23 protein-coding genes and 1 pseudogene are annotated in these 22307 nt (G+C 67.4%); 9 read left to right on the plus strand and 15 right to left on the minus strand.

All coding sequences use genetic code 11. The features are described 5' to 3' along the window. Positions 1 to 134 precede the first annotated feature (134 nt). The 3 genes and pseudogenes from J2T21_RS08300 to pyrE form a co-directional block, all read right to left on the minus strand. Positions 135 to 437, minus strand: a pseudogene (locus J2T21_RS08300) (urease subunit beta); the annotation flags it as partial. Positions 438 to 456: 19 nt separating this feature from the next. Then, complete coding sequence (locus tag J2T21_RS08305) at positions 457 to 759, minus strand: urease subunit gamma (RefSeq protein ID WP_217388921.1); 303 nt, start codon at positions 757 to 759, stop codon at positions 457 to 459. Between the two features lie 300 nt (positions 760 to 1059). Continuing rightward, positions 1060 to 1617 carry an orotate phosphoribosyltransferase gene (gene pyrE, locus J2T21_RS08310; RefSeq protein WP_071214609.1) on the minus strand — a complete coding sequence of 186 codons (558 nt, stop codon included), beginning with the start codon at positions 1615 to 1617 and terminating at the stop codon, positions 1060 to 1062. Between the two features lie 152 nt (positions 1618 to 1769). Between pyrE and J2T21_RS08315 the strand changes: the two genes are divergently transcribed. From J2T21_RS08315 to J2T21_RS08325, 3 genes are read left to right on the plus strand one after another with little or no spacing between them, the layout of a single operon-like run. Further along, positions 1770 to 2222, plus strand: coding sequence for a MarR family winged helix-turn-helix transcriptional regulator (locus J2T21_RS08315; RefSeq protein WP_307580367.1), 453 nt, complete (start codon positions 1770 to 1772; stop codon positions 2220 to 2222). Between the two features lie 47 nt (positions 2223 to 2269). Further along, positions 2270 to 3094 carry an ammonia-dependent NAD(+) synthetase gene (gene nadE / locus J2T21_RS08320; protein ID WP_307580369.1) on the plus strand — a complete coding sequence of 275 codons (825 nt, stop codon included), beginning with the start codon at positions 2270 to 2272 and terminating at the stop codon, positions 3092 to 3094. Between the two features lie 32 nt (positions 3095 to 3126). Continuing rightward, entirely contained in the window at positions 3127 to 3831 is a 705-nt protein-coding gene (locus tag J2T21_RS08325; RefSeq protein WP_307580371.1) for a peptidyl-tRNA hydrolase, read from the plus strand. On the opposite strand, the gene J2T21_RS08330 is transcribed toward J2T21_RS08325, so the two are convergent. Beyond that, positions 3818 to 4960: an acyl-CoA dehydrogenase family protein gene (locus J2T21_RS08330; protein ID WP_307580497.1), complete on the minus strand. Its 1143-nt coding sequence runs from the start codon at positions 4958 to 4960 to the stop codon at positions 3818 to 3820. The two genes, J2T21_RS08325 and J2T21_RS08330, sit on opposite strands and share 14 nt — an antisense overlap. A 229-nt stretch (positions 4961 to 5189) precedes the next feature. Between J2T21_RS08330 and J2T21_RS08335 the strand changes: the two genes are divergently transcribed. The 3 genes from J2T21_RS08335 to J2T21_RS08345 all read left to right on the plus strand — a co-directional run bounded on the left by J2T21_RS08335 (position 5190) and on the right by J2T21_RS08345 (position 10549). Continuing rightward, positions 5190 to 6905 carry an AMP-binding protein gene (locus J2T21_RS08335; protein WP_307580374.1) on the plus strand — a complete coding sequence of 572 codons (1716 nt, stop codon included), beginning with the start codon at positions 5190 to 5192 and terminating at the stop codon, positions 6903 to 6905. A gap of 52 nt (positions 6906 to 6957) precedes the next feature. Further along, positions 6958 to 7482 (plus strand): MarR family winged helix-turn-helix transcriptional regulator, encoded by a 525-nt coding sequence (locus tag J2T21_RS08340; RefSeq protein ID WP_307580377.1) that lies wholly within the window; start codon positions 6958 to 6960, stop codon positions 7480 to 7482. 178 nt (positions 7483 to 7660) lie between these two features. Further along, the gene (locus tag J2T21_RS08345; protein WP_307580378.1) at positions 7661 to 10549 is read left to right on the plus strand and encodes an exo-alpha-sialidase; all 2889 of its coding nucleotides are present in this window, start codon (positions 7661 to 7663) and stop codon (positions 10547 to 10549) included. 85 nt (positions 10550 to 10634) lie between these two features. Here J2T21_RS08345 and J2T21_RS08350 read toward each other — a convergent pair whose 3' ends face one another. The 6 genes from J2T21_RS08350 to J2T21_RS08375 form a co-directional block, all read right to left on the minus strand. Further along, positions 10635 to 11363 carry an ABC transporter ATP-binding protein gene (locus J2T21_RS08350; protein ID WP_307580381.1) on the minus strand — a complete coding sequence of 243 codons (729 nt, stop codon included), beginning with the start codon at positions 11361 to 11363 and terminating at the stop codon, positions 10635 to 10637. A 62-nt stretch (positions 11364 to 11425) separates the two neighbouring features. Then, on the minus strand, positions 11426 to 12541 hold the full coding sequence (locus J2T21_RS08355) for an ABC transporter permease (protein ID WP_307580383.1): 1116 nt from the start codon (positions 12539 to 12541) through the stop codon (positions 11426 to 11428). A gap of 138 nt (positions 12542 to 12679) precedes the next feature. Continuing rightward, positions 12680 to 13495, minus strand: coding sequence for a hydrolase (locus J2T21_RS08360; protein ID WP_307580385.1), 816 nt, complete (start codon positions 13493 to 13495; stop codon positions 12680 to 12682). A gap of 59 nt (positions 13496 to 13554) precedes the next feature. Further along, positions 13555 to 14481: a 3-hydroxyisobutyrate dehydrogenase gene (gene mmsB, locus J2T21_RS08365; RefSeq protein ID WP_307580387.1), complete on the minus strand. Its 927-nt coding sequence runs from the start codon at positions 14479 to 14481 to the stop codon at positions 13555 to 13557. After that, positions 14478 to 15566: an enoyl-CoA hydratase/isomerase family protein gene (locus J2T21_RS08370; protein WP_307580389.1), complete on the minus strand. Its 1089-nt coding sequence runs from the start codon at positions 15564 to 15566 to the stop codon at positions 14478 to 14480. Before J2T21_RS08370 ends, mmsB begins: the two co-directional genes overlap by 4 nt. 4 nt (positions 15567 to 15570) lie before the next feature. Then, positions 15571 to 17070 (minus strand): CoA-acylating methylmalonate-semialdehyde dehydrogenase, encoded by a 1500-nt coding sequence (locus J2T21_RS08375; RefSeq protein ID WP_307580391.1) that lies wholly within the window; start codon positions 17068 to 17070, stop codon positions 15571 to 15573. A gap of 179 nt (positions 17071 to 17249) precedes the next feature. Between J2T21_RS08375 and J2T21_RS08380 the strand changes: the two genes are divergently transcribed. From J2T21_RS08380 to J2T21_RS08390, 3 genes are all read left to right on the plus strand, one after another. Further along, positions 17250 to 18053, plus strand: a complete 804-nt coding sequence (locus tag J2T21_RS08380; protein WP_307580394.1) for an exodeoxyribonuclease III — start codon at positions 17250 to 17252, stop codon at positions 18051 to 18053. A gap of 3 nt (positions 18054 to 18056) precedes the next feature. Then, positions 18057 to 18908: a hypothetical protein gene (locus J2T21_RS08385; protein ID WP_307580396.1), complete on the plus strand. Its 852-nt coding sequence runs from the start codon at positions 18057 to 18059 to the stop codon at positions 18906 to 18908. A gap of 146 nt (positions 18909 to 19054) precedes the next feature. Further along, positions 19055 to 20056 carry a YdcF family protein gene (locus J2T21_RS08390; RefSeq protein ID WP_307580398.1) on the plus strand — a complete coding sequence of 334 codons (1002 nt, stop codon included), beginning with the start codon at positions 19055 to 19057 and terminating at the stop codon, positions 20054 to 20056. A gap of 9 nt (positions 20057 to 20065) precedes the next feature. Here the strand turns inward: J2T21_RS08390 and J2T21_RS08395 are convergent, their stop codons facing one another. The 5 genes from J2T21_RS08395 to J2T21_RS08415 are packed head-to-tail and all read right to left on the minus strand — an operon-like array spanning position 20066 to position 22236. Continuing rightward, a complete protein-coding gene (locus J2T21_RS08395; protein WP_083411183.1) occupies positions 20066 to 20650 on the minus strand; it encodes a hypothetical protein in 585 nt (194 codons plus the stop codon). 26 nt (positions 20651 to 20676) lie between these two features. Next, positions 20677 to 21252 (minus strand): hypothetical protein, encoded by a 576-nt coding sequence (locus tag J2T21_RS08400; protein WP_307580401.1) that lies wholly within the window; start codon positions 21250 to 21252, stop codon positions 20677 to 20679. Continuing rightward, positions 21252 to 21614: a hypothetical protein gene (locus tag J2T21_RS08405; RefSeq protein ID WP_307580403.1), complete on the minus strand. Its 363-nt coding sequence runs from the start codon at positions 21612 to 21614 to the stop codon at positions 21252 to 21254. Before J2T21_RS08405 ends, J2T21_RS08400 begins: the two co-directional genes overlap by 1 nt. Then, positions 21611 to 21802: a hypothetical protein gene (locus tag J2T21_RS08410; protein WP_307580405.1), complete on the minus strand. Its 192-nt coding sequence runs from the start codon at positions 21800 to 21802 to the stop codon at positions 21611 to 21613. Before J2T21_RS08410 ends, J2T21_RS08405 begins: the two co-directional genes overlap by 4 nt. Further along, the gene (locus J2T21_RS08415) at positions 21799 to 22236 is read right to left on the minus strand and encodes an Asp23/Gls24 family envelope stress response protein (protein ID WP_307580407.1); all 438 of its coding nucleotides are present in this window, start codon (positions 22234 to 22236) and stop codon (positions 21799 to 21801) included. The genes J2T21_RS08410 and J2T21_RS08415 overlap by 4 nt, the downstream gene beginning before the upstream one ends. Between the last annotated feature and the right edge of the window lie 71 nt (positions 22237 to 22307).

Below are 22307 nucleotides of genomic sequence, written 5' to 3' on the forward strand. Positions count from 1 at the left end.
TGGAAGCCCACCGATTCGCGGCCCAGGTTCGGCAGGTCGATGTCGTAGTCGGAAACAATTTCCGCTTCGGTCACCGGGTTGATGCCGGCGGAACCGCCAATGGCCTCGGTTTCGACCGCGGGGATGGTTTCGCCCAGCGGCCCGTTCACCCGGTCCTGGAATCCGTAGACGTGGCGGCGGCCGGAGAATTCGACCAGGTGGACGGTCTTGGCGTCCCCGGGCTCGAAACGCACCGCGGTGCCGGCGGGAATGTCCAGGCGGAAGCCTCGGGCGGCGACGCGGTCCAGGTCCAGCTGCGGGTTGACCTCGGCGAAGTGGTAGTGCGATCCGACCTGGATGGGGCGGTCCCCGTGGTTGACCAGGTTCAGGATTCGGGTTTCGAGCTCCGAATTGCAGAGCACGGGCTCGTCACGCAGGATGTATTCTCCCGGTTTCATGATCTTCTCTCCCTTATGCCTAGCGAATCGGATTGTGGACGGTGACCAGCTTGGTTCCGTCGGGGAAGGTCGCTTCGACCTGCACGTCGGGAATCATGTCGGCGACCCCCTCCATGACCTGCTCACGGGTCAGGATGGTGGTTCCGTAGCTCATCAGATCGGCCACCGTGCGCCCGTCCCGGGCACCTTCAATGAGTTCGTAGGTAATGATGGCGACGGACTCGGGGTGGTTGAGCAGCAGTCCGCGGGCCTGGCGGCGGCGCGCCAAATCGGCGGCAACAACCACCATGAGTTTTTCGTGCTCACGCGGGGTCAAATGCATCTAGGGCTCCAGTTCTCAACAGCGGTAATCATAAACGCCACCCGTTATCTTCAACCGGCGGGTAGATGCGCCGGGAGGTCCGTGGATATCGCTAGAATAGCAGAAGAAAACCGGCAATCAGCCGCCGATTCGGGCGGCGCGCCAGCACCGTGGCCCACCCGTGGTTCACCCTTCGTGGGCGGCGGCCCCGCCCGGGCGTCCAACCCGGTGCTGACCTGGGCTTAAGACACGCGTCCCGCGATTTCCACCCTTGGTGAAACCCGCGGGACGCGTGGCTTTGGCCTGGCGGCCCGGACGGTCTTAGAGCCCCAGCTCGTCCTTGCCGAAGGCGAAGAGGTACGGCACCCCGGCCTCGGCCTCGATGCGCTCCTTGGAACCGGTGTCGCGGTCAACGATCACTGCCACGGCAACGACGTTGCCGCCGGCCTTGCGGACGCCCTCGACGGCGGCCAGTGCGGAGCCGCCGGTGGTCGAGGTGTCTTCCAGGACGACGACGTTGCGGCCCTCGACCGAGGGTCCCTCGACCTGGCGGCCCATGCCGTAGGACTTCTGTGCCTTGCGCACCACGAACGCGTCGATCGCACGTCCGTTGTGTCCGGCGGCGTGCATCAGTGCGGTGCCCACCGGATCGGCGCCCATGGTCAGGCCTCCGGCGTTGGTGAAGTCGATGCCTGCAGCATCGAGCATGTCGAGCATGACCTGGCCGACCAGCGGCGCGGCCTCGTGGTGCAGGGTGATGCGGCGAAGATCGATGTAGTAGTCGGCCTCCTTGCCGGAGGAAAGGATGACCTTGCCGTGGACCACGGCGAGTTCCTTGATGAGTTCGAGCAGGCGTGCGCGGGCAGCAGTGTTGGTCATGGACCCAATTCTAGTTTGGAGTTCGTCCCTCCGGCGTTCGCCATGCCCGTATGCCCCCCTGACCCGTGATGTCCACGCCGCGGCCCGTCCGGACCGGCGGTGCCGCGGTCCTGCTACAGACAGGCAGGTGGTCCCGGGGTTAGGGTGGGGACATGACCGATTCTCGCCCTTTGGGTTACTGGCTTAAATTGGTTGACTCGCTCATTTCCGAGCAGTTCGCCAACTCCCTCGAAGAGCACGGCGTCACGCGCCGGCAATGGCAATTACTCAATGTCCTCTCGCTGGGACCGGCCACCGGCGGGGAGCTCACCGCTGCCCTCGCCCCGTTCTTCGGCGAGGCACAGGCCGAGGACGAGCCGACCAGCCCGTCCGAGCATCTGGCCGAGCTGGTTGAGTCGGGCTGGATCGCCGAGGAAGGGCACACCTTCACGCTCACCGAGCGCGGAGCGGTGTCGCTGGACCGGCTGACCGAGATCGTCGACGAGATGCGTGAAGAGTCCAGCTCGGGAATCAGCACCGAGGAATACGCCACGACCGTCGACTCCCTGAAGAAGATGGCAGTGAACCTCGGCTGGGACCCGGACAAGCCTCCCGCCGACGTCTAGGGAAACGCTCCCGCGGCCTCGTCCCGGGGACGGGATAGGCTTGGGGCATGCGCGAACTACAGGCCGTCATCATCAAGGAAATGGGTGTCAAGCCCCGGATCGATCCCGCCGCGGAGGTCCGTGCACGCATTGATTTCCTTAAGGAATACCTCGTTGCCACGCACACCAGCGGGTTTGTGCTGGGCATTTCCGGAGGGCTGGACTCCACCCTGGCCGGGCGCCTGGCCCAGCTCGCCGCCGAGGAATTGCGCGCGGCGGGAACCGATGCCAGGTTCGTGGCTGTGCGACTTCCCTACGGCACCCAGCTCGACGAGGACGATGCCCAGGCAGCCCTGGACTTCGTGGCCGCCGACGTGGAGCGGACCTTCAACGTCAAGGCCGGAGTCGATGGCCTCGAGTCCGCCTTCCACAAGGCCGTGGGCACCCCCGTCTCCGATTTCAACAAGGGCAACATCAAGGCGCGCATGCGCATGATCGCCCAGTACACCCTCGCCGGCGAGGACAACCTGCTGGTCATCGGCACCGACCACGGTGCCGAATCGGTCACCGGGTTCTTCACCAAGTTCGGGGATGGCGGAGCGGACCTTCTGCCGCTGTTCGGACTGAACAAGCGGCAGAACCGCGAGTTGCTGCGGCACCTGGGCTCGCCCAGGCAATTGTGGGAAAAGGTGCCCACGGCCGACCTGCTCGACGGGCAGCCGCTGCGCACCGACGAGGACGAGCTGGGCATCACCTACGATCACATCGACGACTACCTGGAGGGTCGCGAGATCCCCCAGAAAGCGGCGAAGAACATCGAGTCGAAGTTCCTGCGTTCGCGCCACAAGCGCACCACCCCTGTCACCATCTTCGACACGTGGTGGAAGAGCTAGGCCGTCCCTTGACCTCGCAAAGGATTGAGCCAGTGGAAAATACCGTGAACGACCCGGCATCGAGCCCCGACCCCGCCGACGCCCAAACTCCGACAGAAGAATTTCCGGAGCCAAGCGGGGAACTGGTCCAGCCCATCATCCTGCTGGTGGACCGCGAGGAACCCTGCCCCGAGGACGAGGGCATTGCCGTTGCGGCGCTGGCCTCCGTCAGCGCGCTGCTGGCCAACCCGCGACATCCGTATTGGCGGCCCTGGGCGCAGGGCGCCTTTGCCAAGAGCGTCCGCCGGGCGGACGCCAAGATGTTTGCCAAGGTTGCCGGTGAGTTCCCTGGCCATGTCATGGCCGAGGTCGGGTCCGCACGGGCCATGGGGTTTGCCCCGATGCAGGCCGACTCGCTGCCCAAGCGCCTGGCCAAGCTCCAGGTCTCGGGAACCACGCTGCCGCCGGGCGCGCCCATGGATTCCACGACGGTGCGCATTGCGCTGAACGATTCGCTGGGGATGAGCACCGGGAAGGCCGCCGCCCAGGCGGCCCACGCCCTGTTCGCCTGGGTCCTGGAGGGAAACCCGGATGAGCTGGACGCCTGGCGGGCCTCCGGCTGCCCGTTGTCGATCCAGCGGCTGGATGCCAAGGCATTCCGGAACAACGCCCGCGCGGCCGGCGGTCCGGTGATCCATGATGCCGGACGGACCGAGATCACCCCGGGGTCGGCAACCGCCTTCGTCAGTGTGGGTTGACGAACGCCGAGTGCCCGGTGACGGCCCGGCCAACGATCAATGAATTGATCTCGTAGGTTCCTTCATAGGTGTAGAGGATCTCCACGTCCCCGAAGAGCTTGGCCATCTCGTAGTCGCTGGTGACGCCGTTGCCTCCCAGCAGGGCGCGGCCCTTGGCTGCCGACTCGCGGGCCAGGCGGGTGGTGGTCGACTTTGCCATGGCGGCCTGGACCATTTCGAGTTGCCCGGTTCCCTGGATCCGGGCCACGTCCGCCATGAGGGAAAGGCTGGCCATGGCGTTGCCCAGGATTTCCGCCAGCGGCAGCTGCACCAGCTGGAACCCCGCAATGGGCGATCCGAACTGCGTGCGCGCCAGCGCATAGTCGCGCGCGATGTCGAAGATCCCCAGTTGCACGCCGGCCGCCTGCCAGCCGACCCAGGCCCGCGAATGCTTCAGCAGTTCGTTGGCGGCAGCGAAGTTCTTGCCCCCCGGAAGCCGGTTGCCTTCGGGCACCCGCACCGAGTCCAGCGTGATGTCGGCGTTCTGCATGATCCGCAGGCCGATCTTGTTGCTGATCTTGGTGGTGCTGAACCCGGGGCGGTCCGATTCGACGATGAAGGCCTTGATCTCGTTGTCCGTGGTGTCCCTGGCCCAGACCAGGGAAAAGTCCGCCATGGAGGCCGCACCGATCCAGCGTTTGGCGCCGCTGATGACCCATTCATCGCCCTCGCGGGTGGCGGTGGTGGACAGTCCCCCGGCGATGTCCGAACCGTGGTCTGGCTCGGTCAGGGCGAAGGCGCCCAGCGCGGTGAAACGGGCCAGCGCCGGCAGCCATGTCTTTTTTTGCTCCGGAGACCCCAATGCCTGGATCATGCCGACGATCAATTCGTTGTGGATGCCGATCAGGGCCGAAAGTGAAACATCCGCGCGGGCGGCTTCGACGTACACGAGTCCCTTGAACAGTGCACTGCAGTCTTCCAGTTCGATTCCCCCGAGGCCGTATTCGGCCATCTCGCGCAGCAGGTGGTGCGGGAATTCCTCGCGGTTCCAGTAGTCGAGGGACTCGGGTCGAACCCGTTGCTGCAGGAAGGCACGGATGCCCTGCAAGCGGGTTCGTTCGCCCGGTTCCAGCAGCTGCCAAATGTGCATCAGGTCCACCTCGGGAAATGGCAGCTCCTTGGCACACGGCTCGTGGCCGGTTTCGGTGAGTGATGTGCTGGTCTCGCTCAGTGGCATGAGAGGGGTTACTCCTTGTCCGGTGCAATGGTTGGCTCGATGTTTGCAAGCCCTTCCAAACCCTTGGATATCAAAGTATATTTGCAAGTGATCCGAATCACTAGGTCTTCCTACTAATTGGGGGCCGGACGAAAGGACGCCAATGACCGTAACCGAAGAATTCCGTGCGGCCCGCGATCGGCTCCTGGAGCTGCGCACCGACTACGCCGGCGCCTTGGCGGAGTTCCGCTGGCCGGAGTTCACCGAGTTCAACTTCGGTCTCGACTGGTTCGATGCGGTCGCCAAGGATCCCGCCCGAGCCGGGACCAATGCCCTGGTCATTGTCGAGAAGGACGGCTCCTCGACCCGCCGCACCTGGGCCGAGCTCTCGGCCCGCTCCGGCCAGGTCGCCAACTGGATGCGCACGATCGGGATGAAGCGCGGCGAAAAGATGATCGTCATGCTGGGGAACCGCGTGGAACTCTGGGAAATCATGCTCGCCGGCATCAAGCTCGGCATGGTCATGATCCCCACGACCACGCAAATGACCCCCGCGGACCTGCAGGATCGGGTCGATCGCGGCGAGGCACGCTGGGCACTGGCCGGAACCGGGGACACCCAAAAATTCGACAAGCTCACCGGCGACTTCACGGTCATCCACGTCGACGGCAACGCACCGACCGGCGCCCTCGACTACACCGACAGCGCCGGACACCCGACCGAATTCGTTCCCGAGGTTCCCACCAAGGCCGACGAAACCCTGCTGCTGTATTTCACCTCCGGCACCACCTCCAAGGCCAAGCTGGTCGAGCACACCCACACCTCCTACCCGGTCGGGCACCTGAGCACGATGTTCTGGATCGGGCTGGAGCCAGGGGACGTGCACCTGAATGTTGCATCCCCGGGCTGGGCCAAGCACGCGTGGAGCAACTTCTTCGCCCCCTGGATCGCCGAGGCGACCGTCTTCCTGTACAACTACGACCGCTTCGACGCCAAGGCGCTCATGGCCCAAATGGATGCCGAGTCCGTCACGAGCTTCTGTGCCCCGCCCACCGTGTGGCGCCTGCTGATCCAGGCGGACCTCACGGCATTGAAGCACCCGCCGGCCAAGCTCGTCTCGGCCGGGGAGCCGCTGAACGCGGAAGTCATCGACCAGGTCAACCGCGCCTGGGGGCAAACGATCCGCGACGGTTTCGGGCAAACCGAAACCACCGTGCAGATCGCCAACCCGCCGGGGCTTCCCATCAAGATCGGCGCCATGGGCCGCCCCATGCCCGGCTACGACGTGGTGCTCATCGACCCGGCCACCGGCGAGCCCGGATCCGGGGGGGAGATCTGCCTGCGGCTGGAGCCGCGCCCGTTGGGGCTGATGAAGTCGTACTACGCCGATGCGGAAAAGACCGCGGACGCCTTCCGCGGCGGCGTCTACCACACCGGGGACATGGCCGAGATGGACGAACAGGGCGTCATCACCTATGTGGGGCGCGGGGATGACGTATTCAAGTCCAGCGACTACAGGCTCAGCCCCTTTGAGCTGGAGTCGGTGCTGATCCAGCATCCCGCGGTGGCCGAGGCAGCAGTGGTCCCGTCCCCCGATGCGCTGCGGCTCTCCGTCCCCAAGGCCTTCGTTGTCACCGCCGAGGGGTATGCGCCCTCGGCGGAATTGGCGGCAAGCATCCTGCGCCATTGCCGGGAAAACCTGGCACCCTACAAGCGGATCCGCCGCCTGGAATTCGCCGATCTTCCCAAGACCATCTCCGGGAAGATCCGCCGGGTCGAGCTGCGGCGCAACGAAGTGGCACGCCACGAAGGCACCGGCCGGTTGGAGGCCCAGGGCATCGAGTACCGCGACGACGACTTCCCGTCCCTGAAATCCTGATCCCCACGTGGGCTTGGATAAGCTGGGGCACGAGTTCTATCCGGAGGGAAAATTGAGCCAGCCACTATCGCGCGACCCGATCCTGGAAGCGCAACGCAATTGGGAACGCCACGGGTGGCAGGACGTCGCCGAGCCCATGGCGGCGATCACCGCCCTGATGCGGACGCAACAGATCCTTTTGCAGCGCGCCGAAACGGTGCTCAAGCCCTTCGGCCTCACCTTCGCCCGCTACGAGATGCTGGCCCTGCTCAGCTTTACGCGCGACGGCGCGCTGGCCATGAACAGGGCCAGCGCCCTGCTCCAGGTCCATGCCACCTCCGTGACCAACGCCGTGGACCGCCTGGAGCACGCCGGGCTGGTGGCCCGCACCAAGCACCCCACCGACAAGCGCACCACGCTCATTGCCCTGTCCCCGCAGGGCCGCGAACTGGCCGCTGCCGCCACGACGGAACTGAACGCCAAGGTCTTCGCGGACTCGGGTTTTTCGGACCGGGACATCTCCACCTTGATCAGGATCTTCTCCAAGTTCCGCCGGGATGCCGGGGACTTTGCGTCGGAGGAACCCGGCCACCCCTAGTGCAACGGCCGCGGCCCGGGCCTTCCAGCCGCCGCGGAAACCTGGCGCGACGCACCGAGAAACGTCACATTCACACAAATTGGTGATCGCACTCACATACTTTACGTAGGACATCCTACGTCGTATGTCCTGCTCGAATCAGCCCCCAATGATTCTGTGTGAAAGGAATCCGCACACCATGACATATTCCCCCCGCCGTCCCAGCGCACTGCGGAAGGCCGCCTGGCTCGGCTCGCTGGCCGCGCTGAGCATGATCCTCCCAGCCGCCACGGCCGGTGCCGCGTTCGGCGCCACCGTCATCCCCGGTGCCGACCCCACCGGCGCCCCCGGCAGCTTCAGCGAACAGAACCTCGCCGCCGACCGGACCGAGAACAACTGGTTCTACCGCATCCCCGCCCTGGCCCACCTGGGCGACGGGGTCGTGCTCGCTTCCTGGGACGCACGTCCGGGAAGCGCGGCAGACGCGCCGAACCCCAACACCATCGTCCAGCGCCGATCCACGGACAATGGCGCCACCTGGGGCCCGCTGACCACCATCGCCGCGGGCCACATCGCCGATGACGGCGGACCGAAGTACGGCTACTCCGATCCCAGCTACGTTCTCGATGCCGAAGCCGGGAAGGTCTTTGCCTTCTTCGTCCACTCCAAGGACCAGGGCTTCCACGGCAGCGCCTTCGGCAATGACGACGCCGACCGACAGGTCATCGGCGCCGCGGTCGTCGAATCCGCCGACGCCGGCCTGACCTGGAGCGAACCGAGATTGATCACCGATGTGGTCAAGCCTGGCGCGGACCGGACCCCGGAGGCCGGGGACGTGCGCAGCATGTTCGCCACTTCCGGCGAGGGCATCCAGCTCACCCGCGGCGAATACAAGGGCCGCCTGGTCCAGCAGTACGCGGGCGATGTGCAGCAGGCCGACGGCTCCCGAAGCATCCAGGCCTACTCCGTGTATTCGGACGACCATGGTGCCACCTGGCAGCGCGGCGAATTCGTTGGTACCTCCATGGACGAGAACAAGGTCGTGGAACTCTCCGACGGACGGGTCATGCTCAACTCCCGCGACTCGTCCAACGGCGGCTACCGCAAGGCCGCAATCTCCACCAACGGCGGTGAAAGCTATTCGGAGGCCAAGCGGGATACGAACCTGCCGGATCCCACCAACAACGCCCACATCACCCAGCTGCACCCGGGTGCCGCCGCGGGCAGCAGGGACGCCCGAAAGCTGCTGTACACCGGCGCCAACTCGCAGACCGGACGGGAAAACGTCTCGGCCCGCGTCTCCTGCGATGACGGCGCCAGCTGGCCGGGCCTGCGCACCATCCGCCACGGCTTCTCCGCCTACTCCTCGTCCACGGCCCTGGCCGACGGCAGGTTCGGCGTGCTCTACGAAGGCAACTACACCGATTCGATGCCGTTTGCGTCCTTCGACGAGGAATGGCTCAACTACGTCTGTGCGCCGCAGGCTGCCGAGGATTTCAGCGCCGATGCCGGTGCCACCCACACATTGCCGGTGACCATCACCAACCAGGAAGACACCGCGCTGAGCGGCTCGCTCCAGCTGGCCGCCAGCAACCTCTTCGACTCCAACACAGTCGAGGTCGCCGACCTGCCGGCAGGAGAATCGCGCACCGTCGAACTCGAGGTCAAGGTTCCCGCCACGGCGAACGGCAAGTACCTGCTGCAAACCGCCTTCACCGCCGCCGACGGCACCGAGGCCCAGGGCAACGTCCGCGCCACGATCGCCGGCAAGGAAGTCACCGGCATTGAAATCGATGGCTTCCGCGCCGACTCCGACCGCGACCTCGCCGCCAACCCGTACGCCGCCGGCGATGCGGTGCCATACTCCTTCAAGGTCACCAGCGCCTCGAACATCGGCCAGTGGGTGGTGCCCACCGAGGGCAACTTCACCCCGTTCGCGGCCAAGCCCGTGGGCGAAACCAGCCCTGCCGGCAACTGCCGCTACGGCAGCCTGGCCGCCGGAGCCTCCTACACCTGCACCACCCCGCGCCACATGGTGAGTGCCGCGGAGCTCGCCGACGGCTTCTTCACCCCGCTCACCAAGTGGACCACCGGGCGCATCGGCGCCAACTACGACGTGGTCGACAGCTATGAGATCACGGGCGACGAGGTCGACCTGCTGGCACGCGCACCCAAGCTCGAGGCCGCGGCGGGGGCGGCCGAGCTGCAGGACCGCGACGCCAACGGCCACGCCTCGGTGGGCGACACCGTCACCCACGTCATCACGCTGAAAAACACCGGCAACGTCAGGCTCACCGCCCTGGCCGGCGAGGATTCCGTGGCCGGCGAGCTCGCCGCGGGCGCGAGCGTCCAGGCCACGGCAACGCACACGGTCACCGCCGAGGACCTGGCCGCCGGCAAGCTGGCCGAACGCACCCTGGCGTTCACCGCCGCCAACGGTGCCACGGCACTGGAAGCCGCCGCGACCCTGGGCGGGATCGAACTGGTCCAGGCACCCGGTGGGAACGCGACCAGCGCACCGGCCAAGGCCACTCTCTCCCATGACAACGGCCGCACCAGCGGCTTGGCCGACGGCGACTACCGGGTCACCATGGAACTGCCGTGGGGCACCAACGCCACCAGCTTCACGCTGTACGAGAACGACGTGGCGATCTCCACACAACAGCTCACTGCCAACACCCCCGAGTCCCAGCAGGCAGTCGTCGCGGTGACAGGAAAGCCCAACGGCACCTACCGCTACCGCGGGGAACTGGCCAACGCGGCGGGAACCACCACGACCGCCACGCTGGTCGTGAAGGTGCGCGACGCCAGCCCCGCCGCCCCGGCCATCAGCCTGGAAGGCGAGAAGTTCGCGGGTTCCTACACCGTGCACACCAACCTGTGGCAGGGCACCAACGCCACCGGGTACACGCTGTATGAGAATGGCATCGCCGTCGACAGGCAGGATCTGGCCGCCGCCACCCCCGCGGCCCAGAAGGCCTCAACCTCGTTCACCGACAAGGCACCGGGCACCTACCGATACGTCGCGGAGCTGGCCAATGCGGCAGGCTCCACCCGGTCCAAGACCCTCGTGGTCAACGTCAAGTAACCCCGAGCAGCAACGATCAACAGCCCGGTGCCCCGCAGTCGAATTCCGACGGGGGGCACCGGGTTGTCGGCATTGGAGGCGGTTTTTAGGCGGGCACCAGCTCGGAGGCGCCCAGCACACCGTCGCGCATGGTGGCCACCGAATCGGTGAGCGAGATGAATTCGGTGTCGTGCGTGACCATGACCGTCGCAACCGAGAATTCGCGGGTCACCTCGGCCAGCAGCCGCACGATCGATTCGCTGCGTGCATGGTCCAGCGCCGCGGTGGGCTCGTCGACCAGCAGCACCTTCGGGGAGCCCATGAGGGCACGGGCAATGTTCACGCGCTGGCGCTGTCCACCGGAGAGCTGGTGCGGGCGCTTCGTGGCGCTGTCTTCCAGCCCCACGACCTGAAGCAGTTCCAGGGCGCGGGCCTTGGCGGGCTTCAAGGGCTTGCCGCGCAGGTGGTCGGAGATCATCAGCTGCTCGAGGGCGGTCATCGAGGCCAGCAGGTTGGGCTGCTGGAAGATGATGCCCACCTTCTCGCGGCGCAGCGTGGTCATTTCCTTGTCGTTCAGGTCGCTGGCGGTGGTGCCGTCGATGATGACCAGCCCGCTGGTGGGACGGATCAGGGTTGCGGCGACGGCCAGCAGCGAGGACTTGCCGGAGCCCGAGGGGCCGATCAGCGAGAGCATCTGCCCGGCGCCCACGCCCAGGTTCACCGAGTCCAGTGCCTTGATGGTGCCCTGGCCATCCGGGTATTCAAGGGTCAGGTCGATCAGTTGCAGGGGCATGTTGGTGGTTGCGGCAGGCTGGGTTGGTTCCGGGGTGGTCATGGGATTCCTTTGCGCGGGAGATTCAGGGGAAAAGTTGGTGGGCGGGGCGGGCGCGCGTGGTGCTAGTTGCCGCCGAGGGCAATGAGCGCGTCGACCTTGGTGACGCGGGAGACGGCGAGCGCGGCCCCGGCCAGGCCGAGCAGCACGACCCCGGCGATGGGCAGCAGCGTGGTCGCGGGGGTCAGCAGGAAGGGTGCGGCCTTGGCGGCGAAGGTGCCGCCGAGGATGCCGATGCCGCCGCCGATTCCGGCTCCGAGCAGCAGCACGATGCTGGCCTGGGTGATGGCGTCCTTCAGCACGTAGCCTCCCGATCCACCCAGGGCCTTGAGCACCGCGATGTCGCGGGTGCGCTGCACGGTCCAGACCGTGAGGAAGGCCAGGATCACCAGGGCCGAGATGCCGTAGAGGAAGCCCTGCATCATCAGCAGCGAGCCGTTCTCGCTCTTGTAGGAGCCCAGCGCCGCGTAGGAGCCGGTGCGGGTGGTGCTGACGGTGGCCGCTGCGGCATTTGCGCCATCCGTGTCCACGGTGGCGTCGTCCTGGTTGGTGACGGCGATGACGGTTCCGACCTGCGTGCCCTGGCCCAGGTGCGCGAGCTTGGCCCACGAATCCAGGTCCGTGTAGAGGACCGAGGTGTGCGAATACCAGTTGTCGGCGGCGATCCCGCCGACCACCAGGTCAACCCCGGCCATGGAGATGGTGTCGCCGATGCCCAGGGAGAGGTCCTTGGCGACCGAGTCGCCGATGACGACCTTCCCGGCTTCGAGGGGCAGAGGCGCCAGCCCGCTGCCGTCCGGGATGCCGAAGACCGCGACGTTGGTGGTGCCGCTGCTGGTCTCGGAGCCGGCCGCGGATCCGGTCAGGCGGGTCTGGGTGATGCCGAGCGCTTGCGCCGAGGCGACGCCGGGGCGGTTGCCCCAGGCGCGCACCTGGTCGGCAGTGACCTGGCTTTCGGTGAAGGATGCCTTGGGGTCGTTGCCGCTGGCGGCACCGAAGGCGATGGTGTCGACGGGCCGGGTTTCGCTGCCGAGGTTTTTCAGCGCGGAGGTGGACTGGTTGCCCAGCCCCGCGGTGAGCCCGGAGAGCATGACCAGCAGCAGCGTGATGAGGGCAACCACCGACCCCATGAGGGCGAAGCGGCCCTTGGCGAAGCGGATGTCGCGGATTGCAAGAAACACGGGTGGGGTTCGCTTTCAGTGGATGGAGCGGGGACCTTGCCGGCGGCAACTTCCCCCTTCTTATCTCCCATCCTCTGTTTTCCCGCACCCGTGCACATCGACCATACGGTTGATTGGTGCCGCTCGGTTGGCGCGGTCCTATTCGGGCATTTCCCCGCGCACCCACGCGATGTAGCGATGCAGCGTGCCTTCGACGGTGGCGTGGGCGTCGGATTCCAAGACCCCGAAGGCGCTGTACAGCCGCTCGAATTCCAGCGGCATCACGGTGTCCAGGATCCGCTCGATGGTGCCAGCCGGCAGCGGGATGTTGTTCACGTAGCTGCGCATGGCGTTGGCCGATTTCCGGTCCCCGCCCACGGCGATGGTGTCCCCGGTGACCAGCACCCCGGCGCCGGTCTGGCCGGCCGGCCAGTGCACGACCGAACTGCCGGCAAAGTGGCCGCCGCATTGGTGCATCACCAGCCCCGGCAGCAGCTCGATGCTTCCCTCCCAGAGCCTGATGGCCGGGTCGGGCCTCCGGATCCATTGCTCGTCGGCCTTGGCCACGTAGACCGGGGCATGGCCGAAGCGGTGGCTGTACTGGATCGAGGAACCGGTCAGGTGCGGGTGGCTCGAGGCGATGGCCGCCACCCCGCCGAGTTCCTCGATGCGCGCCGCTCCGGCCGCGTCGATGAAGCCGGGCGGTTCAAAGAGCAGGTTCCCGCCGGGCGTGGACACCAGCAGCCCGCGCTGCCCGATGCCCAGGCGCGGCGTGGCGGTGACGGCGTGGAGCCCGGGTTCCAGTTCGGTGACCACGAGCCGGTGGCCGGCGGCCTCGAGCTCGTCGCGGGTGGTCCAGGCCTGGCCGGTTGCCGGGACCCACTGGCGTTCGTCCTCGCAGATCGCGCAGCGTTCGGGCGGGAGGGCGGCGTCCGGGTGCTCGATGGCGCAGGTCGCACAGGTGAAGATGGTCATCGCGGATCCCTTCCGTGTCGGATGCGGGCCGTGGGGCTCCCGCCGGCGAACGTGCCCGGCTAGCCCTGCGAACCGTCCCTGATGTCGGTGATGATGCCGGAGAAGTCGCGTCCGGCCCCGCCCTCGTCGGCGAACCTGCGGTAGATCCGCGCGGCCAGCGGGCCCAGTTGCGCGGCAACCCCCGCATGCTCGAGCGCGTTCAGCGCCAGGCCCAGGTCCTTGGCCATCAACGCCCCGGCAAACCCGGGAACATAGTCGCGGTTCGCCGGCGAGGCCGGCACCGGGCCGGGGACCGGGCAGTTGGTGGTGACCGACCAGCATTGGCCCGAGGCCGTGGAGATCACGTCGAAGAGCGCCTGGTGGGTCAGCCCGAGCTTTTCGCCCAGCACGAAGGCCTCGGCCGCGCCGATCATGGAGATGCCCAGCAGCATGTTGTTGCAGATCTTCGCGGCCTGGCCGGCCCCGTGCCCGCCGCAATGCACCAGTTTCTTGCCCATAACCTGCAGCAGCGGGGTGATCTGTTCCAGGTCGGGGGCCTCGGCACCGATCATGAAGGTCAGCGTCCCGGCCTCGGCTCCGACCACTCCGCCGGAGACCGGCGCGTCGGCGGAGCGGTGCCCGGCGGCCAGCGCGATTTCCGCTGCCTCGCGGGCCTGGGCCACGTCGATGGTGGAGCAGTCCAGGAACAGGGTGTCGGGCCCGGCGACCTCGAGCAGGCCGGGCTCCCCGACGCCGCGGTAGGCGTCGAGCAGGATGTCGCCGGAGGGGAACATCGTCAACACGATGGCCGCACCGGTGGCGGCCTCCGAGGCGCTGGCGGCACAGGGCACCCCGGCTGCGGTGGCCGCGTCAACGGCCGCGGGGACCACGTCGAAGCCCGCGACGTCGAATCCGGCCTTGATGAGGTTCACCGCCATGGGTTCGCCCATGTGCCCGAGTCCCAGGAATGCTATCTTGCCCGCGGAGGCGGGTGTCTTCTCGCTCATGTTCTTCCTCCGGTCGTCGTCGTGTCGCTCGGCACGCGTGGGTTCAGTTTGAGTTCGCGTTCCCCCAGGGAGGCAAAGCTGGCTTCCACCAGCTCGCGGTCCACCTCGGCCAGGGTGGCCGGGTTCCACGCCGGGGCGTAGTCCTTGTCGATGACCTGGGCGCGGATGCCCTCGGGGAAATCACGGGAGGCCAGGGCGCGCAGCCCCACCCGATACTCCTGTTCCAGGGCCTCTTCGAGGGTTGCCAGCTCCCTGGCCCGGCGCAGCGAGGCCAGGGTCAGCTTTAACGCCGTCGGCGATTTCTTCGCCAGCGTCGCCACCGACATCCGGGCTTCCTCGTTGCCCGCGTCGGCCAGGACCGCCAGTGCGGCAACAATGTCCTCGACCTCGTCGTGCCCGTAGGCGGCATCGAGCCAGGGGCGCCAGGATTCCAGCTGGGAGGCGGGGGCCGGCAGGATGAAGCCGGGCAGGAGGTCAGCGACAGGGGTCTGCTCCAGGGCACTGAAGAGTTCCTCCGCACGGTTGAAGTCGATCAGGTGATCGGCCAGTCCCAGGTAGAGCACCTCGGCGGCGCCCAGGTGCTCCCCGGTCAGGGCCGCGTGGGTGCCACTCTGCCCCGGGGCGCGGGAGAGCAGGTAGGTGCCCCCGACATCCGGGACGAACCCGATGGTGGTTTCCGGCATGCCGCTGCGCGTCCGGGTGGTGACCAGCCGGTGGCTCCCGTGGGCGGAGATGCCCACGCCGCCGCCCAGGACCAGCCCGTCCATGTAGGCGATGTAGGGCTTGGGATAGGCGTTGATGAGGGAATTGAGCCGGTATTCGGTGGCCCAGAAGCCCGCGGTCTGTGTGCCGCCGGAGGCGATGTCGCGGTGGATCGCCACAATGTCGCCTCCGGCACACAGCCCGCGCTCCCCGGCCCCGCGCACCAGCACCTGGTCCACCGCCGGGTCCTGCGCCCAATCGGTGAGGGTCTCGAGCATGGCCTCGGCCATCAAGGCCGTCAGGGCATTGACCGCCCGCGGCCGGTTCAACGTGATCACGCCCAGGGTGCCGCGCACCTCAAGGAGGACTTCGGGTTCGGCCATGGGACTAGCTGCCCTCCGGCATCACGAAGCTGGCACCCTGGCGGATGCCCGAGGGCCAGCGGGTGGTGACGGTCTTGGTCTTGGTGCAGAAGCGGAAGCCGTCGGCCCCGTGCTCGCTCAGGTCCCCGAACCCGGAGGCCTTCCAGCCGCCGAAGGTGTAGTAGGCGATCGGCACCGGGATCGGCACATTGACCCCGACCATGCCGACCTGCACGCGCGAGGAGAAGTTCCGCGCGGTGTCCCCGTCCCGGGTGAAGATGGACACGCCGTTGCCGTATTGGTGCTCGCTGGGCAGGCGCAGCGCTTCCTCGTAGTCCTTGGCGCGCACCACGCAGAGCACCGGCCCGAAGATCTCCTCCCGGTAGATCCGCATGTCCTCGGTGACGTTGTCAAAGAGCGTGGGACCGACCCAGAAGCCGTCCTCGTGCCCGGCCACGTTCAGCCCGCGGCCGTCGATCAGCAGCGAGGCACCTTCGTCCACGCCGACCTGGATGTAGTCTTCGATGCGTTCCTTGGCGCTTTGGGCCACGACCGGGCCGAAGTCGGCGCCCTCGTCCATGCCGTCGCCGACCTTCAGCTTCCCGATGCGCTCCTTCAGCTTGGAGACCAGGGCATCGGCCGTGGCCTCGCCGACCGGGATGGCCACGGAGATGGCCATGCAGCGTTCGCCGGCGGACCCGAAGCCCGCGCCCATGAGGGCGTCGGCAACCATTTCCAGGTCCGCGTCCGGCATGATCACCAGGTGGTTCTTGGCCCCGCCGAAGCACTGGGCGCGCTTGCCGTGCGCGGCGGCGGTGGCATAGATGCTCTGGGCGATCGGGGTGGAGCCGGTGAACCCGATGGCCTTCACGCGCGGGTCCTCGAGCAGCGTGTCCACCGCCTCCTTGTCGCCGTTGACGACGTTGAACACCCCGTCGGGCAGGCCGGCCTCGGTAAAGAGCTCGGCCAGGCGCAGCGGCACGGAGGGGTCGCGCTCGGAGGGCTTGAGGATGTAGGAGTTGCCCGAGGCCAGGGCCGGGCCGGCCTTCCACAGCGGGATCATGGCCGGGAAGTTGAACGGGGTGATTCCGGCGATCACGCCCAGGGGCTGGCGCATCGAGTGCACGTCGATGCCGGCTCCGGCGCTGTCGGAGAATTCGCCCTTGAGCAGGGACGGGGCCGCGGCGCAGAACTCGATGACCTCGAGCCCGCGCTGGATGTCACCCTTGGAGTCGGGGAAGGTCTTGCCGTGCTCGCTGGTCAGCAGCGCTGCCAGCTCGTCCATGTTCGCGTAGACGAGCTCGACGAACTTGTTCAGGATGCGGGCCCGGCGCTGCGGGTTCACCTGTCCCCATTCGACCTGGGCCGCCTCGGCCACGGCGATCGCGGCGCGGACCTCGTCGGCCGAGGCCAGCGGAAGCTTCGATTGCACGGCCCCGGTGGAGGGGTTGTACACGTCGGAGAAACGCCCGGAGGTTCCGGCGACGTGGGCGCCGCCCACGTAGTGGGTCAGTTCACGAGTCATGTGATTGATGCTCCTTCGGCAAGAATTTGCGAAAAACGCGGCAACGCCCTGTGATGCGCACCACGCCCTGTACCCAAAAATATACTCGGACTTCCTACTAAATTGCTAGGGTTGGGTCGTCCCGCCGATTGCCGGTTCCCAAACCTGACCGCGTGCACCGAAGTTGATAGGTTGGGAGGGTGAAGATTGCTACTTGGAATGTGAACTCCCTCCGTGCCCGTGCCGACCGCGTCGAGGACTGGCTGCGCCGCAGCGACGTCGACGTCCTGGCCATCCAGGAAACCAAGTGCAAGGACGAGAACTTCCCCTGGGAACTGTTCGAGAACAACGACTACGAGGTGGCCCATTTCGGCTTCAGCCAGTGGAACGGCGTGGCCATCGCCTCCCGCGTGGGCCTCGACGACGTCGAGCGCACCTTCGTGGACCAGCCGGCCTTCGGCAAGGGGGGCAAGGACCCCGTGCAGGAGGCCCGCGCCATCGGCGCCACCTGCGGCGGGGTGCGCATCTGGAGCCTGTACGTGCCCAACGGCCGCGCCCTGGACGACGAGCACATGCCCTACAAGCTCTCCTGGCTCGACACGTTGAACAGGCAGGCGGCGGGCTGGCTCGGGCAGAACCCCGAGGCGCAGGTCGCCTTGATGGGTGATTTCAACATCGCCCCGCGCGACGAGGACGTCTGGGACATCGACTTCTTCCACGAGAACAACCTCACCCATGTCTCGGCCCCGGAACGTGCCGTCTTCGAGGCGTTCCTGGAGACCGGGTTCGTCGACGTGGTCCGCCCGCACACCGACACCCCCAAGACCTACACCTACTGGGACTACACGCAGCTGCGCTTCCCGAAGAACGAGGGTATGCGCATCGACTTCACCCTGGCCTCCCCCGCACTGGCCGCACGCGTCGTCGACGCACAGATCGACCGCGAGGAGCGCAAGGGCAAGGGCGCCTCGGACCACGTCCCGGTGATCGTGGAGCTGGACTAGGCCATGGCGCAGGCAAGCGGTTCAAGTCGGCGGGCCCTCCCGCCGACTTCCTACCTGCGCGTCTTCGAGCCCCTGCGCGCCTTTTCGGATGCCGACCAGCTGGTGGCCGTGGCCACCGGCCGGGTGAACCGCGAGGCACTGGAGGATGCCAGCGCGGCGGCGGCGCTGGCGCGGCTGACCCGCCCGGCCTCCGACCCGTTCCCGCACCACCACACCGAGGTGTTCCGCAGGCTTGTCACCACCTCCTGGGACGGTGCCGTCAACACCCTGTACTGCCCGGACCAGCTGGCCACGCGCACCATCCTGGCCTCGGAACAGCTCGACGGCTCCATGCGCCCGCAGCTGCTGGAACTGCTGGTGCCCAGCGTCGCCCGGGCGGCCAATGCCGCGCGCGTGGACCGGCAGCGCTTCACCGACGACCTGGCCCACCTGCACACCCGCACCGCGACCTGGGGCATCCCCTTCGGCTGGTTGATCCTGGTGCACGAGGACGACGAGGTGGATGTCATCGAGGACGGGGAGGAATTGCTCTCCAGCCGGATCTACACCCCGCTGCACCAGGCCCTGGACCGCGTTCGCTATGCCGCGGCCACCCTGGCGATCCACGCACCGGAGATGGACCTGCTCGACGAACTCGCGGCCCTGAGCGAATGGCTGCAGCTCTTTGACAAGGAATCGGTGGTCGAACTCGACTACGGGCGCATCGCCACCCTGGTGTGGCCGGATGATTCCCCGCACGACCTGCGCCTGGGCATCGAGTCGCTGGCCGAATCCGACATGACCGGGGCCGCCGCCTCCTACCGCAGGCTCTCCAACCGCTGGCTGGCGGTCCGCCAGCTCGCCCGGGCCAACTAGCCGGGCCCTCAACGGCTCGCCCCTGCCACGCGTGCATCATGGCGATCACCGAAGGACCCCGGGTCACCGCGAAGCGTCCCCTTGCCCCCGAGCGGGTGCCGGAGCGTGAGGGCCCGGTCCCGCTATCCGGTTGATAGTCTCAAGTGGTGACCTTGCTCCCGGCCCTTCTGCTCTTTGCCCTGTACTTCTATCTGCGCCGCCGGGATCGCCGCATGCTGCGCAACGGCGTGGTCCTGGTGGCCGCCTGCTACCTGCTGCTGCTCGAGGCGGGCAACCTGGTTTCACGCTGGGTTCCCGGTGCGTCCTATGTCTTCCTGGCCTTGCTGGCCGTGGCCCCGTTGGCAGTGCTGGCGCTGGCCGCCGCCCTGATCCACAACGGCGTGGTGATGTTCCGCTCCGAGGGCAGGCGATTGGGCAACATGGTCTCCCTGCTGCTGGGCCTGCTGCTGATTGCCCTGCCGATCCTGGCGGTGGCCCTGGTCCTCACGCTCAACCCCCTGGCTATCGGGCTGGCGGCGCTGCTCTTTTTCCTGTGCAGCTACTTCGGCGTGGTGTTCGTCGTGTTCCTGGGGTACGCCATCGCCTACGGGCGCATGCCGTTCCGCGAAACGCCGCAGGGAATCGTGGTGCTGGGCTCCCGGCTGATCGACGGCAAGGTTCCCCCGCTGCTGCGCAGCCGCCTGGACAGGGCCCTGCAGATCTACCGCGACACCTCGCCGAGGCCGCTGCTGATTCCCTCCGGCGGGCAGGGACACGACGAGCCGCGCTCCGAGGGAGTTGCCATGGGCGAGTACCTGGTGGCCGCCGGGGCGGCTCCGGGGGATGTCATGGTGGAGGGCAAGGCCGTGAACACCGAGGAAAACCTGTTGCTCTCCTCCGAGCTGTTTGCGGAGTCGGGCCGCAGCGGCCCGCTGTTGGCGGTGACCAACAACTACCACGTGCTGCGCGCGGCCCTGCTGGCCCGCAGGCTGCGGATCGACGCCGAGGTGGTGGGTGCCCCCACCGCCAGGTACTACCTGCCCAGCGCCTTCCTGCGCGAATACGTCGCGGTGCTGGTGGAGCACAAGTGGCTGCACGCGCTGCTGTGCCTGCCCTTCATGGGGTTCACCGCCGTGCTGGTCATGGCGGTCATCGCCAACCAGCGCTGACACCACCGGTCACAAGACGCGTTCGGACCGCGCAAAGCGGGAGCGCGTGCCCACCACCAGGTAGATGAGCACGGGCCCGCCAACGCCCAGGGCGGCCTGGGCGAGCCGCGCCGCGGTGGCGACATCCCTGCCCAGCGCCCCCGGGGCGGTTCCCTTGCGGGGCTGGACCTTGATGCGCAGCCCGGCCTCGGGACCCAACTCCCACACACTGACGTTGATCGAGACCACGTCGCCGCGCCGGCCCAGGAAGTGGCGCAGCGCCTGTTCCACGGTGCTCTGGGAGATTTCCACCCGGCCGGGCATGGACTCATCGGGAATGTACGTGGACAGGTAGTCGCCGCCCCGGCCCCTGCCCTGGACGGCAATCCACCACAGCATCAGCAGGATGGCACAAATCAGCAAGGCGGCCACCACGATCCACAGCCAGGAGTCCTTTTGGCCCGGCAAGGTGGTCTCGGCCAGCATCGCGTCGAACCACGCGCCGAGGCCCGAGGCCACGTTCCGCCATCCGCGGGCGTAGCCCTCGGAGATCGCGACCAGCAGCGTGTTCAGGCCGCCGGCCAGCAGCAGCAGGCCCAACAAGGACAGGACCATCCTGTTGAGAAGTCTCGGGGTCCGGTTCATTGCCCGACCACCCCGCGTTCGGCAACCCGCAGGTAGACCCGCGGAGCCGGTTCCACCAGGTTCAGCCGCAGCTCGTCCTCCAGGCCGGCAACGACCGCAGCCGGGTTGACCGGGGTGCCCGATGTCGGGCTGAGCTGCACCTCGACGCGTTCGCCGTTCACCGTGACCAGCACCTGCCCCGGGCCGACGCCGGCTTCCGCCCGTGCCCGGCGGGCCAGCGAGGCGGCCAACACCTGGTCGTCGACAATGAGGATTGCATCCTCACAGGCCAGGGCGTGCCGTGCGCGCCTACCGCGGCGCAGCCCGTGCACCAGAAGCAGCAGGCCAAACAGGGCCGAGGCCAGTCCGATGGCCGCCAGCCCGGCAGGCGGCAGGCTCCCAGGAAGGGTGGAAATCCAGAGCCACCAGGTTTCCGGGGTGGCCACCAGGGGCTCCTGCCCCAGGGCCTTGAGTGCCGCTTCAAAGAGGGCATAAAGGCACACCAGGATGACCAACGCGGCCGCGGCGATCGCTGCGGGAGAGCGCCCGCTGGTCAACTCGCGCTCACGGATGCCCCCTGGCTGCTCCTGCATCAGTGTCTCCCCTGGGTCTGGTCCACGATGCCGGTGACGCGCACATCCACTCGGCTGACCAGGGAACCGGTAAGTGCGGTGAATTGCTCGCCAATGCCCGCGCGCTTCTCGCGCACCCGTTCAAGCACCGTGCCGCGGGCCATGCCGCCGGCATCCGTGAGCGGCACCGGCAACTGGATGAACAAGGCCAGGTAGCCGGCGTCGTCACGCAGGAACGCCCTCACCAGGGACGGCTCGACACCAAAGGCATCGGCCGCCACCGCACGCGCCGTGCCGGCCAGCGCCTGGGCGCTGACCCGGGTGTAGCCCGCGCGCGGGGGAACCCCCGGATCGCGCAGCGTGGCAGGGGGCTGCTGGCTCATGACGAGGATCGTCGACCGGTCAGCGCGTCCCGGATCGCACGCATGTCGACCCGTCCGCCGGCGACCCGGGCAACCAAGGCGCCGATCGCCATGAACAGAGCCATGAGCAGGAACCCGCCCAGGCCGTGGGCCAGCGCCGCCCAGGCCAGGATGGCTCCCAGGAGCGCACCAATCAGTGTGGGTTTCATGCCTGTTCCTCCACCGTCGCATCGCGACGTTTCTCGGATCCCGCAACGGAGACGGGAATGTGGACATCGCCGATTTCGATATTAACCTCAATGACCTCGAAGTCGGTTAGGTCCTGGACGGCATTGAATACCGCTTCACGCACCGCGGCGGCCAGGTCGTGCAGGCGGATCCCGTAGTTCGCCGTGAGCACCAGGTCGATGGCAACTTGCCGGGTCCCCACTTGGACGCTGACCCCGTGGGCCGGCTCCTGGGGCGATCCCACCGCACCGCGCAGGGCGCCCAAGGCCCGCGAGGTGCCCAATCCCAGGGAATGCACCCCCGGAATTGCGCGGGCCGCGGCGGCTGCAACCTTTGCCACGGCAAGGTCGGTGATCCTGGTGGTTCCGCTGGCTTCCGTTTCGGGCAGGTTGTGCACCGTCAGTTCATGATCCACGATTCCGGTCCTCTCTGCGCTCGCCACACGGCACTCGGCGTACGTCCCCAGCCTACAACTGAACGTGACGC

The sequence above is a fragment of the Paeniglutamicibacter psychrophenolicus genome (genome assembly GCF_030812255.1).
Lineage (GTDB): Bacteria > Actinomycetota > Actinomycetes > Actinomycetales > Micrococcaceae > Paeniglutamicibacter > Paeniglutamicibacter psychrophenolicus_A.

Bases quoted from the DNA above. Each gene is read 5' to 3' on its own strand.
- J2T21_RS08400 (WP_307580401.1), bottom strand. From the start codon at position 21,252: ATGCAGGAGCAGCCAGGGGGCATCCGTGAGCGCGAGTTGACCAGCGGG.
- J2T21_RS08335 (WP_307580374.1), top strand. From the start codon at position 5,190: ATGACCGTAACCGAAGAATTCCGTGCGGCCCGCGATCGGCTCCTGGAG.
- J2T21_RS08405 (WP_307580403.1), bottom strand. From the start codon at position 21,614: ATGAGCCAGCAGCCCCCTGCCACGCTGCGCGATCCGGGGGTTCCCCCG.
- J2T21_RS08305 (WP_217388921.1), bottom strand. From the start codon at position 759: ATGCATTTGACCCCGCGTGAGCACGAAAAACTCATGGTGGTTGTTGCC.
- J2T21_RS08360 (WP_307580385.1), bottom strand. From the start codon at position 13,495: ATGACCATCTTCACCTGTGCGACCTGCGCCATCGAGCACCCGGACGCC.
- mmsB (WP_307580387.1), bottom strand. From the start codon at position 14,481: ATGAGCGAGAAGACACCCGCCTCCGCGGGCAAGATAGCATTCCTGGGA.
- J2T21_RS08330 (WP_307580497.1), bottom strand. From the start codon at position 4,960: ATGCACATTTGGCAGCTGCTGGAACCGGGCGAACGAACCCGCTTGCAG.
- J2T21_RS08345 (WP_307580378.1), top strand. From the start codon at position 7,661: ATGACATATTCCCCCCGCCGTCCCAGCGCACTGCGGAAGGCCGCCTGG.
- J2T21_RS08315 (WP_307580367.1), top strand. From the start codon at position 1,770: ATGACCGATTCTCGCCCTTTGGGTTACTGGCTTAAATTGGTTGACTCG.
- pyrE (WP_071214609.1), bottom strand. From the start codon at position 1,617: ATGACCAACACTGCTGCCCGCGCACGCCTGCTCGAACTCATCAAGGAA.
- J2T21_RS08385 (WP_307580396.1), top strand. From the start codon at position 18,057: ATGGCGCAGGCAAGCGGTTCAAGTCGGCGGGCCCTCCCGCCGACTTCC.
- J2T21_RS08395 (WP_083411183.1), bottom strand. From the start codon at position 20,650: ATGGTCCTGTCCTTGTTGGGCCTGCTGCTGCTGGCCGGCGGCCTGAAC.
- J2T21_RS08410 (WP_307580405.1), bottom strand. From the start codon at position 21,802: ATGAAACCCACACTGATTGGTGCGCTCCTGGGAGCCATCCTGGCCTGG.
- J2T21_RS08350 (WP_307580381.1), bottom strand. From the start codon at position 11,363: ATGACCACCCCGGAACCAACCCAGCCTGCCGCAACCACCAACATGCCC.
- J2T21_RS08370 (WP_307580389.1), bottom strand. From the start codon at position 15,566: ATGGCCGAACCCGAAGTCCTCCTTGAGGTGCGCGGCACCCTGGGCGTG.
- nadE (WP_307580369.1), top strand. From the start codon at position 2,270: ATGCGCGAACTACAGGCCGTCATCATCAAGGAAATGGGTGTCAAGCCC.
- J2T21_RS08375 (WP_307580391.1), bottom strand. From the start codon at position 17,070: ATGACTCGTGAACTGACCCACTACGTGGGCGGCGCCCACGTCGCCGGA.